The organism is Bacillus sp. FSL E2-8887, from assembly GCF_038007205.1.
Taxonomy (GTDB): domain Bacteria; phylum Bacillota; class Bacilli; order Bacillales; family Bacillaceae_G; genus Bacillus_A; species Bacillus_A mycoides.
This window is the reverse complement of the sequence record NZ_JBBOWS010000001.1, coordinates 810522-824353: the sequence shown is the minus strand read 5'-3', so window position 1 is coordinate 824353 and position 13832 is coordinate 810522. Positions and strand designations below refer to the sequence as shown.

Genomic DNA, 13832 nt, shown 5'->3' with positions numbered 1-13832 from the left:
TTACTACACACACTCTTATACACATAGAAAAATCATTTTTCGTTTATAGTTTGCTATTTCTTCAGCTTTAAACATTCTCAGCTAATTGGAATACAAACTATAATCTGTAACATACCGAAAAGCAACAGAAAACAAACCGTAACAAAAGTCACGATTTGTAACTCTCTTGTAACGCAAATGTAACATAAAGGTTTTAAACATACAATAGTTTTTTTTACATTATTTTCCCCTCTACATTTTAAGATCCAATAAGATTCCAACCCTAATTTCATCTCCCACCTACTATTGGACTATCGCTCTTCAAACGCTTTAAGAACGGGACTTATTTCCTAAATCATTAAAATTAATTACATAGATTGCTCTTTTTTCAACAAAACACTACGAAAACGTATAACCTTTTCCTTCCATACCTTTACACATCAAATATATATAATAAAGCTAGTTTTTATACTTTTTTTGAAATAAGCACATTCGTGAAGCGGGAAGACATTTATCTTCCCTTGTGTTTTTTATTTGCAGCTAATTCTTTTGCTAGATGCTTTTTTTATGCCAAATAAAGATAAAAAAGGTATCCTCAAATACTTTGAGGATACCTTTTCACTTTTATTATCTTTGCTGTTTTCTACCTAATACGAGTAATCCAAAACTCATCATTACAAGAAGTGCTCCCATATATGGTTCCACAGGCATTTTCTGCCCTGTCTTCGGTAATTCTTTTTCAGGTTTCTCTGGATTCATTGTTCCAGGCTTCTCTGGGTTCGTTGTTCCAGGCTTCTCTGGATTCATTGTTCCAGGCTTCTCTGGATCTGTTGTTTCCGGTTTTTCTGGATCTGTTGTTCCAGGCTTCTCTGGATCTATTGTTTCCGGTTTTTCTGGATCTGTTGTTCCAGGCTTCTCTGGATCTGTTGTTCCAGGCTTCTCTGGATCTGTTGTTCCAGGCTTCTCTGGATCTGTTGTTTCCGGTTTTTCTGGATCTGTTGTTCCAGGCTTCTCTGGATCTGTTGTTCCAGGCTTCTCTGGATCTGGTTTTTCCGGTTTTTCTGGATCTGGTTTTTCCGGTTTCTCTGGATCTGGTTTTTCTGGACCTGGTGGTGCTAAATGACTCAATTCGTTTAATACTTCTAATTGAACTGAATTTATCATTCCTTTTGTGATTTCAAATGGAATTGGATTAGTTAATTTTTCATATCCTTTTGGTGCTTCTACTTCTACAAGTGTGTAGTTACCTACAGATAGATCTGAGACTTTTGCTTTTCCTTCTTTATCTGTTGTTACTCTCGCTACTACTTTACCTTTTTCATCATGAACTTCAAACACAGCTCCTGATAATATATTCTTGCTTTCAGCAGCCATTTTTGTAATTTCCACTGAACCTTTATCTAACTGTTCATTCTCTACTTTCAATGATAAAACTTTCGTCATACCTTTTTTGATTTCAAATGATACTGGTTCTGTTAACTTCTTGTAACCTGGTAAGCCTGCTTTTTCTACTAATTTGTACTTTCCTACAGATAAGTCTGAGACTTTTGCTTTTCCATCTTTATCTGTCGTTACTTCTGTTACTACTTTGCCTGCTTCATCTTGTACTTCAAAGACTACGCCCGCTAATGCTTTTTGGCTCTCTTTATCTACTTTTGTAATTTCTACTGAACCTTTATCTAATAATTCATTCTCTACTTTTATTGATAAAACTTCTGTCATACCTTTTGTAATTTCAAATGATACTGGTTCTGTTAATTTTTTGTATCCTGGTAAGCTTTCTTTCTCTACTAATTTGTACTTTCCTACAGATAAATCTGAAATTGTTGCTTTTCCTTCTTTATCTGTCGTTACTTCTGTTACTACTTTTCCTTGCTCATCTTGCACTTCGAAAATTACGCCCGCTAATGCTTTTTGGCTCTCTTTATCTACTTTTGTAATTTCTACATTTCCCTTGTCTAACATTTCGTTTTCTACTGTTAAAGTAAGAGATTTTGTCATACCTTTTTCAATTTGGAAAGTAATCGGATCTACTAATTGCTTATATCCTTTTGGTGCTTTTACTTCTACCAACTTGTATGTTCCAACTGATAAATTAGTAACTTGTGCGTGTCCTTTTTTATCTGTCGTTATTTTAGCGACTACTTGTCCTGCTTCGTCTTGAATCTCAAATACGGCATCAGCTAAAGCATCTTTATTTTCTTTGTCTACTTTTGTAATTTCTACATTTCCTGTATCCACTAATTCATTTTCGACAGTTAATTGTAATGCTGTAACTCTACCTTTTTCAATTTCGAATAAAATTGGTTTTTCTAGTGGTTTGTATCCGGCTGGTGTTTCTACCTCCACCAACTCATACTTTCCAATAGATAAATCTGAAACGTTTGCCTTTCCATCTTTATCCGTTTTTACTTTTGTTACTACTTTCCCTTTTGAATCACGTACTTCAAATACAATACCTTCTAATGGTGCTTTACTATCTTTGTCTATTTTTGTGATTTCAACATTCCCCGTATCCACCATTTCGTTTTCTACAGTGAACGCTAGAGATTTTGTCATACCTTTTGTAATTTCAAATGGTACCGGCTTTTCTAATTTTTTGTATCCTGGTAAGCTCTCTACTTCTACCAGCTTGTACTTTCCTACAGATAAGTCTGAAACGTTTGCTTTTCCTTCCTTATCTGTTGTTACTTTTGTTACTACTTTGCCAGTTTCGTCTTGAACTTCGAAGACTACACCTGCTAACGATACCTTATTATCTTTATCTATCTTCGTTATCTCTACATTTCCCGTATCTACCATTTCATTTTCTATTTTTAATGATAGAATTTCTGTCATACCTTTTGTAATTTCAAATGATACTGGTTCTGCTAACTTCTTGTAACCTGGTAAGCCTGCTTTTTCTACTAATTTGTACTTGCCTACAGATAAGTCTGAGACGTTTGCTTTTCCACTTTTATCTGTCGTTACTTCTGTTACTACTTTGCCTTGCTCATCTTGTACTTCAAAGACTACGCCTGCTAATACTTTTTGGCTGTCTTTATCTACTTTTGTAATTTCTACTGAGCCTTTATCTAACTGCTCATTTTCTACTTTCATTGATAGGACTGTCGTCATACCTTTTTTAATTTCGAATGATACTGGTTCTGTTAATTTTTTGTATCCTGGTAAGCCTGCTTTTTCTACTAATTTGTACTTGCCTACAGATAAGTCTGAGATTTTTGCTTTTCCTTCTTTATCTGTCATTACTTCTGTTACTACTTTTCCTTGCTCATCTTGTACTTCGAAGACTACGCCTTCTAATACTTTTTGACTGTCTTTATCTACTTTTGTAATTTCTACTGAACCTTTATCTAACTTTTCGTTCTCTACTTTCAATGATAGGACTTCTGTCATACCTTTTTTAATTTCGAACGATACTGGTTTCGCTAGTTTTTTGTATCCTGGTAAGCTTTCTACCTCTACTAGCTTATATTTCCCTACTGATAAATCTGAAATTGTTGCTTTTCCATCTTTATCTGTTGTTACTTTTGTTACTACTTTATCTTTTTCATCTTGCACTTCGAAGGTTACGCCCGCTAATACTGCGCCACTTTCTTTGTCCACTTTTGTAATTTCTACTGAACCTTTATCTAACAGTTCGTTCTCTACTTTCAATGATAAAACTTTCGTCATACCTTTTTTAATTTCGAACGATACTGGCTCTGTTAGTTTTTTGTATCCCGGTAAGCCTGCTTTTTCTACTAATTTGTACTTGCCTACAGATAAGTCTGAGACGTTTGCTTTTCCATCTTTATCTGTCGTTACTTCTGTTACTACTTTGCCTGCTTCATCTTGTACTTCAAAGACTACGCCCGCTAATGCTTTTTGGCCTTCTTTATCTACTTTTGTAATTTCTACATTACCCTTGTCTAACATTTCGTTTTCTACTGTTAAAGCAAGAGATTTTGTCATACCTTTTTCAATTTGGAAAGTAATAGGATCTACTAATTGCTTATATCCTTTTGGTGCTTTTACTTCTACCAACTTGTATGTTCCAACTGATAAATTAGTAACCTGTGCGTGCCCTTTTTTATCTGTCGTTATTTTAGCGACTACTTGTCCTGCTTCGTCTTGAATCTCAAATACGGCATCAGCTAAAGCATCTTTATTTTCTTTGTCTACTTTTGTAATTTCTACATTTCCTGTATCCACTAATTCATTTTCGACAGTTAATTGTAATGCTGTAACTCTACCTTTTTCAATTTCGAATGAAATTGGTTTTTCTAGTGGTTTGTATCCGGCTGGTGTTTCTACCTCCACCAACTCATACTTTCCAATAGATAAATCTGAAGCATTTGCTTTTCCATCTTTATCCGTTGTTACTTTAGTAACTACTTTCCCTTTTGAATCACGTACTTCAAACACAACACCTTCTAATGGTGCTTTACTATCTTTGTCTATCTTTGTGATTTCTACATTCCCTGTATCTACCATTTCATTTTCTACAGTAAATGTTAAAGACTTCGTCATACCTTTTTTAATTTCAAATGACACTGGCTTTTCCAACTTTTTATAACCAGGTAAACTTTCTACCTCTACTAATTCATACTTTCCTACAGGTAAATCTGAAACATTTGCTTTTCCATCTTTATCTGTCGTTACTTTTTTCACCTCATTGCCCTTTTCATCTTGGACAACAAACGCTACTCCCGCTAACGGCGCCTTATTATCTTTATCTATCTTCGTTATCTCTACATTTCCCGTATCTACCATTTCATTTTCTATTTTTAATGATAGTACCTCGATCATGCCTTTTTTGATTTCAAATGATACTGGCTCTGTTAGTTTCTTATAGCCTGGTAAACTTTCTACTTCTACTAGTTTGTACTTTCCTACTGATAGGTCTGCAATTTTTGCTTTTCCACTTTTATCTGTTGTTAATTTCTTTATTACTTTTCCAGCTTCATCTTGCACTTCGAAGACTACACCTTCTAATGCTTTTTGGCTGTCTTTATCTACTTTTATAATTTCTACTGAGCCTTTATCTAACTGCTCATTTTCTACTTTCAGTGATAAGACTTCTGTCATACCTTTTTTAATTTCGAATGATACTGGCTCTGTTAATTTTTTGTAACCTGGTAAGCTTTCCGTCTCTACTAATTTGTATTTTCCTACTGATAAGTCTGAGACATTCGCTTTTCCATCTTTATCTGTCGTTACTTTTTTTACCACTTTTCCTTTTTCATCTTGCACTTCGAAGACTACGCCTGCTAATGCTTTTTGGCTGTCTTTATCTACTTTTGTAATTTCTAATGAGCCTTTGTCTAACTGCTCATTTTCTACTTTCAATGATAAAACTTCTGTCATACCTTTTTTAATTTCAAATGATACTGATTCTGTTAGTTTCTTGTAACCTGGTAAGCTTTTCGTCTCTACTAATTTGTACTTTCCTACTGATAGATCTGAAACGTTTGCTTTTCCATCTTTATCTGTTACTACTTTTCTTACCACTTTATCTTTCTCATCTTGGACTTCAAATTCGACACCCGCTAATACTGCGCCGCTTTCTTTGTCCACTTTTGTAATTTCTACATTACCTTTGTCTACCATTGCATTTTCTACTGTTATTGGGAATATGCCGTCCCCTGTTACATTTACTTCGAACTCTTTTTCTTTTAATTGGTATCCTTCGGGCGCTTTCGTTTCTTTTAAAATATATTTTCCTGGTGCTAACGGTTTAGAAATTGCCTTACCGTCTTTATCTGTAATAATATGTTCAACTACTACACCGTCTTTTACTACATCAAACTCTGCATTTGCTAACGCTTTACCACCATTTTCCGAATCAATTTTCTTTAATTCAATTTGACCCTTTTGCATGGTATTTTTAATTTCAATTGTTTTTGTTTCTCCAGCTTGAAGCGTAACCTCTACCGGACTTGTTAATTTTTGATATCCCTCAGGTGCTACTTTTTCATAAACTTTATACGTCCCAGGAGCTAAAGTTTGAGGTGCTGAAAAACCTTTTTCGCCTGTTTTCAGTACTGCAACAACCTTATCCTCACTATCTCGAACTTCAAATTCGGCACCTGTTAACTCTTTAGTCGGATCCTCAGCATCTATTTTATGAATAGCTACTGTACCGTCTTTTGGAGGTTCAGGCGGCGTAACCGTTACTTCATTTGATGTTAATTTCTTATCATCAAAATGTAATTCTGCTTTATTAGGAATCTTCTTATCTACGTAAGAAGATAAGTCTGCATCAGCTTTAATTTTCGCCTTAATATTCAAGTTAATTATCTGGTCTTCATATGACTTATAGTCAAAACTCTCACCGAACGTAAATGTTACTTCACTTTTTTGTTTATCTATCTTTAGTGTTCCTTTAGAAGTAATATCTTGGCCATTTTGATCATACACTTTTGCCTCTAATACTTCTAATACATCTTCTAAATCATCACTAATTACCATAGATGTGTATTTAGGAGGATCGTTTGGTATATGTGTACCAACTTGATATTGAATAGGTTGATCCATTTGCGCTAACTGCTGATTCTCTACAAGCTTACCATTCTCATCAACTATATTCTTTTCAATACTAGGTGGATTATCTTCGCTTGAACCGGTTCCTCCCCCACCACTTACGAATACTTCTCCTACTTTTTCTTCAGTTTTAATATTTTTGCCTTCTAATTTCACTGTATTTTTATGAGGCTTTGCAGCGGGATTGGTAATCTTTGTTTTATATCTTAAAATATAACCTTTTGAACTGTCTGGAAATTCAATTGTAAATCCAGTCTTCGTTGCATTAATTTTAATTTTAGATAAATCTGCTGGCTTAGCATTTGTTGGTGCATAGCCATCTTCAAATACAGCCTCTTCTAATACTAAGCTATTTGTAATTAATTCATGCCCAAGTCCTAATGTGTCTGTTAATTTAAGATCTTGCATTTCTGTTCCAGTTGCATTTACATATACCGTCCAGTCTGCAATTGAAGGATCTTCTTGATTATAAGAACCCCATTTCAATAGATTATCTGTATTGGGCTGCGGCTGCGGTCTCTCTGTCGTATTACTTACACTTACTTCTTTATTTACGATTTGACCATCAACGTTAAATTCTAATGGGATTTTTTCGACACCATCATATGCTTCTAGATTAAAGTAGAATTCTACGAATAAAGAACCTTTAATGTTATTCTTTCCATCTACATAATCACCCATAGTACACGTCAATAGACCATTTTTCATATCACATGTACCAACTATTTTTCCTTCAGCATCTTTTAAAGGAAAACTCAGATTCATAAGATCTTTTCGAAATTCTTTTGGCATATCAATTGTGAATTGATCTCCACTCTTTATCTGTTCTTTAGCTGACCACTTCACTTCTACTTTCATACCATCTGAGGCCTGATATGGTTCAGATGTCGTGCCATCAGTACGGGAAATGCTAATATCATCCACTGGACTTTTCATCACAGCAGCTTGAATAACTGGAGCCCACACATTCAGCACTGAAAATAATACTAGAAAAACTAATGAAATCATTGAAATGTGCCTTTTAGTAATTTTCACTTGCATATTTTCCTCCTTGAATATTATATTTATATAATAAAAAAGATCGTCCGGTTGCATCAAAAAGTGCAACCAGACGATCTTAGTAACCAATATATATTACCGTAGACTCTAAGCTTTGCGGCCTATCCTTTCGAATAGTGTGCTAAAAATATGTTTTATTCTTTTTTTGTTTCATTTTCCACTTGTACCAAATATTACTATACCGTCTGGACGGTTATAATTCAACACCTATACAATTGTTCTATTATTCTAATAAAAAAAATAATTCCTCGCCGGATTAAATACACCAATGGGGAATTATTTTTTATTCTATAGTTTATATATTCTATTTATAGGAAGCATTAATAAGGGCTTGAATCACTTTTTCTCTTAATTCAGGGCTTAGTCTTCCGATCCCTAAATATTCCGAATACCATAATCCATCAGCTGCTAATCTAATAATTGTGGCACAAACAGAATCCATTCCATCATTTTCTATTTTAGTTTGCAATTGCTGAAATGCTTGTTGTAATGGCTCAAGTAATTCAGGTTTTAGCATTAATGCTACCATCATACTACTACACAACTCTTCTGTTCTTTTCTCATTACTTAATCTTTCCTCTACAAAAGAACGAACCCACCTTCCTTTCTTCTCTGTGTCTTCCGTTACCTTATTATGAATAGCACCATGATACTCCTCTGTCCCTTTAAGTATCATGCCTTCTATTAAAGCTTCTTTATTTGAAAAGTGATACAATAACCCACCTTTACTTACACCTGCCTCTTTTGCTACTGCTTCTAAAGTTAACTTAGCCACTCCTTTAAATTGAACAATTTGAGAAGCGGCGGCTAAAATTTTTTGCCGTGTTATGCTCGTGTTCATTCCTTTTTAAACCCTCATTTCTACTAATTCTATCTAAATACGTATTTTATTTTTAATATTGTTGAATACTACTAGATATTTTTTATTCAATATAGGCTTCATTACATTTGAATTGTTAGTTGCTTCTTCTATTAAAAATTTCCATATCATCCAATATGATAACATTAAATACACTCCGTAGACTATACATCTATACATTTATATAAATTCCTAATATTCCCATGAATGTGAAATGCAATTTTAACGAGTCGATTTCCTATCCTTTAGTTTTCAAGCATTTTTCGACGCTGGTCTTCCTACCACCCTATCAGCTTTATTGTTTTATTTTATAAGACGGTGCCAATTCTTTAATCACTAAATAAAAAATGTTATTACTTCTCTTTCTATAAGTAATAACATTTTCTACCTATAAACCACTTAACAAATTTCTCTCCAACTAGCATCCTTCATATCTTCACTAGTCTGCTTTCTAACTGATCCAACGAAACATTCCTCGCAAGCACCAAACGCAATGAAATTTCTCTGCGCTTGTCTTAACGAGGGCTCATTTGCTCCGCCTTCAAAGTCATGATCGTTAAACTGAACAGGATCATCTTCCCAATAACATATGTTACAGATTTCATATGTACCTGGTGGTTCTTCTTCTAACGTTTTATATCCGCAGCATGGACAAGTGTATTTCATATAATCACCTTATTTCTCTTCATATGTAGTCCTGCTTACTAAAAATGTAATAGAGCAAATGACAGTTAGTCCCATAAAGTACATCATTACAACAATACGCGTATTTTCATATATTGTAGGGAACCCGTCAGATATAACTTCATAACCAAAAACAATACTTATAGCTAAGAGAATATATAAAATTAAGGATGGAATAAAATGTAGCTTTACAGGTAAAATAACACACCTAAACAATATCTCCCCAAGAAGACAGCCAACTAAAACAACAGGGATTCCAATTATCAAAGTAGCAGCCAACATGTTGGCCATAGCAATAAAAAGATTCGTAAAAATAGAAAATAGCCCTCCTTCGAAAATCCCCTTCTCATCGTATATTTGAACTATCGTCATTGAAATAAATAAGCTTAATAAAGAATGGGAATACGGAATTAAAAATTTCCTCAATCATGCTCACCTCACTTTTCCCTTCACATATATTATTCATTATTTTCTATCATTTTTACATGAAAAAATAACCCTCTATGATAAAACATAGAGGGAATAATTTCTATATAAAAACCTATACCTTATCCTGAAGTGAACCCGAAAACAGAACACATATCAAAACACCTAAACCGTCTGTTCCCTATATTCTTTAGGGGACAAGTGGTTTAGGTGTTTTATTAGAAGGTAGTACCTTCTTTTTTATAATATTCTTTTGAAATCTCTTCATAAAATGCTGCCGATGTCGCGTAGAAATAAGGTGCAGACCATAAGAAACCGATTCCTAAAGTAAGAATACTTAAAATGAACCAGCCAAGGAAACTTAAGCATAGTAAAAAGTAATCCATTTTATGTCCATTCATCATATGGCGACTTTCGGTAATCGCTTGATTCGCTGTGTATTCTGGACGATCATTCAAAATAAAATACGTCATAGAATAAGAAAATGATTTAATAATACCCGGAATAATAAGAAGTAATGTCCATAGCATCAAGTATACATACATTAGTAAATATGTTAAAAACGACTTCATAAGCTTACTTCCATCGCTAAACCATCTAAATAAATCACCAATGCGAGCACTAGTCTCACGGATTACATTTAAAACAAGATAGTAGGCGCCTATTGTTAACGGACCAATAACAAGCATTGCAATAATACTTACTGTAAGCGAATCACTTGCTTCTTCCCAACCCCAAAACATCGAGAAAACACCTGTAATTAGAAGTTCAACAGCTCCAATAAGGATTCCAAGTAATAAGGTTGCCCCTACCGCTAATCCCCATTTTCCTTTTAATGCATCAAGTGCTTCTCTTTTCAACTGACTTATCATATATAACCTCCTAATATTATTTCTATATTAGTATACCATTTATATCAAAAATTTCACGAATTTCCCTGAAATAGAAAGGTACTACCTTTTTTTCTGATACGTATTGAGAAATGTGAGCTGTATTTGCACCCATATATGAATCAAACTACTCATTTCTCCATAACAAAAAAGCCTGCCTTTCATATAGGCAAGCCATTTCATTTAATCCTCACTTATTCTCTTCTTATACCAATCCTGCATTCTCTCCGCATCTTCTACTCTCGTATGCTCTAGTTTATAATTCGATGATGCACTAGAAAACGTATACGTACATAAATCCGCTCGGCGCTGGAAATATGATTGTGTTTTTTCCATTGATTGGACGTGTCTTCTTTTGACAAGTCCTGTATGTTTTCCAATGCTACGATGCACAATTGTAATTTGCTCCCCATTTACACTGTAACCATTTGTTTTAAACGTTCCGTATCCAAGTGTAAAGATAAGGATCGCGAGTGGAATCAACGCCCACATGATGTAATACTTTTCAAAGTATATACTTATTCCAGTAAGCGGGATTGCTAGCATTGCGAAGAATATAAAACTATCAATTAAGTAACGGCGCAAGGCTGCTTTTGGTAATGAAATAATGTTTGTATTCAGTTCATATGGCAATTGTAAATGAGCGAGTAACTCTTGCACACGATCTTTTCGAATAATCGGATGCAGCGTAACTTTGTCTTTCTCTTCTCCCAATCCCTTACTTTGAATGACTTCGACTTGCACAGCACAATAACCGAACATCTGACGGAAAATACCTTCTTTTATCGTAATCCCTTGAATGCGGTGTAACTTTAGTACAAGTTCTTTCCTTTCAAGTAATCCTTGAGAAATACGCACTTCATCGTTTTTTCGATTTACTGTGAAATTACCATGTTTTAACGCGTAACCAATTGTAGATATAATCCACGAAAGGACGAGTAAAATAGCTACCATGTAAATCCAGCCGTATATATCATGATCCATTACATACGACTCTACGCTATTTTTTATCCATTTCGGAATGTACTCATCTACTTGGTGATACACGAAAAAGATTAATGAGAATAATAATCCAAATTGACCGGATGTAACAGATGCTAATAAAATTTCTTTCAAAGTTAATTTGTACTCTGTCGCTTGCTTTTCCTCTGTCATAACTTCTTTTTCTACTACTTCTTCTGATGTTTCTTCTGCTTTTACTTCTGGAGTTGGCTCATTTAGTAAGGAAATAAGCTCCTTCGCCTCATCTTCTGTAATACCAGCTAGGCTTACTTCGGCATCATCGCCTCCGCCAGCTGTTTCGATTTGAATTTTCTTTAAACCGAGCATTTGATATAACACGTTTGAACTTGTATTAATCGTTTGAACACGTTCTTTATTTAAGTAGCTCTCCTTCTTCACAAAGAGCCCTTGTTTAACATGTAATACGTTATTTTCAACCCAGTATGTTGTGTAATACCATTTTTCAAACGCTGAAAAAATAGTAAGTAAACCGAATCCAGCGGGAATTAAATACCAAAATGGGAACTTTCCATTTAAACTAAACATGAAAATAAGTAATGGTATAAAATCTGTTATTTTTAATTCTAATAACATCGTAATGGGATGCTGCCTCTTATACATCCTCATCACTCACTTTCGCTAATTCTGCGATTCTCGTTTTCAGCATTTCTGCTTCATACATCGTTAAGCCTGGAATACTATGAGAAGTTGCTGCTGTTGAAATATGTAATTCTGCTAATCCATGTTTTCTCATAATTGGCCCTTGTTCAATTGTCACGTGCTGTACACGAATCATCGGTACTAATACGCGCTTTACTACGAAAAGACCGTGCTGAATTTCAAGCTCTTCTTCATTTAATTGATAGCTATAATAACGCTGACGTAGTTTCGGGAATACAAAGTACGAAAATGGTGCTAGCGCAACTGTTAACCCAACCATCACATACAAAATCCACGCCCACCAATCAAACTTTATCATAAGGAACAGGTAAGCTAAAATGACGAGAATACCGATCCCTTCTTCAATTACAGCACGAACTTTCCACACCTTGACCATGTCAGGATGAATTTCATTTTTCAATGGATCCATGTAACCACTCCAAATCTATTAATCTAATATATGAATTGTCTCAATCTATATTTTACATAACTTTACATAAAATTGAAAATTTATTATTTATCCGTTTTTTTCTCAGGAATAAAATATCCGAACCAAAGGAGCCAAACTAAACTAATTAATGCGAGCCAACCTTTATCCGCTTGGAAAGCTTCAATCATACCTGGAATTTTATACACTCCCACAAATCCAAGGAAACCGAGCCACCAGTTTTTCTGCATTTTCATTTTTATTCCCCCTCCTTCATTACGTTTTTCACATTTCGAATCCAAATTTCTTTATATTTTAACTGGAATCCTATTAATATGTAATTACTCATATTATCAATAACGAGCGCTAACGTATGCGCGTTTTCTTCAGTTGCATGTTGTGACACAACACCAAGTTCCACACCTTTCTTTAATAAATCGTGGAATCCATTTAAGAAATCTTCTTGTATTTCAAATAAGCGTTTCTGGTACTTTTCATTTCGCGTCGCAGTTACGATGAATTCATTTATAACGCGTAATATGCCTTCTTGACCTCTATACTCCGATAACATATGTAAACCATCTGCGATTAACTTTTCTGCAAAGTTTTCTTTCGTATATTGTTCCTTATCGAAGTAACCCACGAAATAATATCCAGAAAAAATCTCTTCAAATAAAAAATCAACTAGTGCTTCTTTAGACGGAAAATGATAATAAATAGCTGGCTTTGATATGCCTACTTCTTTCGCAATCATTGAAAGACTCATCTTCTCAATGCCATGCTCTGCCATTAGTTTAAATGATGCATCTACAATGTGCTGCGATGTTTGTAAATTTTTTGTCATACTGTACCTCTTCTATTTTTACTTACCGGTCGGTAAGTAAATTGTAAAATGAAAATGAATGATTTGCAAGTTAATTAGAGTTTTAAAAGGAACTTCTTGATGAACCTAGAAAAATATAAAGTAAAAACAATGTATAACGATAAGGAGGATTTTCATATGGGATCTGGCGGTAAAGGTGGTAGCGGCGGCGGTGAAGATGGCAAAGATGGTAAGAGCGGTAGTAGTGGGCTTTTATTACTCATTCTGCTCTTTATCGTATTCATTATAATTGGAGCTAGTTATAGTGTGTTTAGCTTCTAAGAAAAGACACAATTCAGTTAGTTATAGTAGCGTAGAAAACTGAAACAGAGATTAAAATTTTCCTTCTTAAGGTTTCTTCACCAGTAAGGGCACACAAAATAGAAAGCCCCGGTTATATTTAACAGCCAGCGCTTTCTATTTTCAGTATTCTTATAATGCTTCATCTATATTTCCAAC

10 protein-coding genes and 1 riboswitch are annotated in these 13832 nt (G+C 34.4%); of the genes, 1 reads left to right on the top strand and 9 read right to left on the bottom strand.

Annotation, left to right across the window (positions count from 1 at the left end; translation table 11 throughout):
* Positions 1–606: 606 nt before the first annotated feature.
* The 9 genes from NSQ08_RS04010 to NSQ08_RS03970 all read right to left on the bottom strand — a co-directional run bounded on the left by NSQ08_RS04010 (position 607) and on the right by NSQ08_RS03970 (position 13355).
* The gene (locus NSQ08_RS04010; protein ID WP_340771817.1) at positions 607–7545 is read right to left on the bottom strand and encodes a SpaA isopeptide-forming pilin-related protein; all 6939 of its coding nucleotides are present in this window, start codon (positions 7543–7545) and stop codon (positions 607–609) included.
* Between the two features lie 58 nt (positions 7546–7603).
* Positions 7604–7696, bottom strand: a riboswitch (cyclic di-GMP riboswitch).
* Positions 7697–7867: 171 nt separating this feature from the next.
* Positions 7868–8404 (bottom strand): TetR/AcrR family transcriptional regulator, encoded by a 537-nt coding sequence (locus tag NSQ08_RS04005; protein ID WP_002087150.1) that lies wholly within the window; start codon positions 8402–8404, stop codon positions 7868–7870.
* 417 nt (positions 8405–8821) lie between these two features.
* Positions 8822–9088 (bottom strand): CPCC family cysteine-rich protein, encoded by a 267-nt coding sequence (locus NSQ08_RS04000; protein ID WP_340771812.1) that lies wholly within the window; start codon positions 9086–9088, stop codon positions 8822–8824.
* 9 nt (positions 9089–9097) lie between these two features.
* Positions 9098–9532: a hypothetical protein gene (locus tag NSQ08_RS03995; protein WP_002087154.1), complete on the bottom strand. Its 435-nt coding sequence runs from the start codon at positions 9530–9532 to the stop codon at positions 9098–9100.
* Positions 9533–9750: 218 nt separating this feature from the next.
* The gene (locus tag NSQ08_RS03990) at positions 9751–10404 is read right to left on the bottom strand and encodes a DUF975 family protein (RefSeq protein WP_061674025.1); all 654 of its coding nucleotides are present in this window, start codon (positions 10402–10404) and stop codon (positions 9751–9753) included.
* Positions 10405–10605: 201 nt separating this feature from the next.
* Complete coding sequence (locus NSQ08_RS03985) at positions 10606–12045, bottom strand: PH domain-containing protein (RefSeq protein ID WP_002087156.1); 1440 nt, start codon at positions 12043–12045, stop codon at positions 10606–10608.
* The gene (locus tag NSQ08_RS03980) at positions 12038–12514 is read right to left on the bottom strand and encodes a PH domain-containing protein (RefSeq protein ID WP_002087158.1); all 477 of its coding nucleotides are present in this window, start codon (positions 12512–12514) and stop codon (positions 12038–12040) included. Before NSQ08_RS03980 ends, NSQ08_RS03985 begins: the two co-directional genes overlap by 8 nt.
* An 83-nt stretch (positions 12515–12597) precedes the next feature.
* Complete coding sequence (locus NSQ08_RS03975) at positions 12598–12768, bottom strand: hypothetical protein (RefSeq protein WP_002011131.1); 171 nt, start codon at positions 12766–12768, stop codon at positions 12598–12600.
* A 2-nt stretch (positions 12769–12770) separates the two neighbouring features.
* Positions 12771–13355, bottom strand: a complete 585-nt coding sequence (locus NSQ08_RS03970; protein WP_002087159.1) for a TetR/AcrR family transcriptional regulator — start codon at positions 13353–13355, stop codon at positions 12771–12773.
* Between the two features lie 156 nt (positions 13356–13511).
* On the opposite strand from NSQ08_RS03970, the gene NSQ08_RS03965 reads away from it, so the two are divergent.
* Positions 13512–13655, top strand: coding sequence for a sporulation protein YjcZ (locus NSQ08_RS03965; protein ID WP_100248471.1), 144 nt, complete (start codon positions 13512–13514; stop codon positions 13653–13655).
* Positions 13656–13832 lie beyond the last annotated feature (177 nt).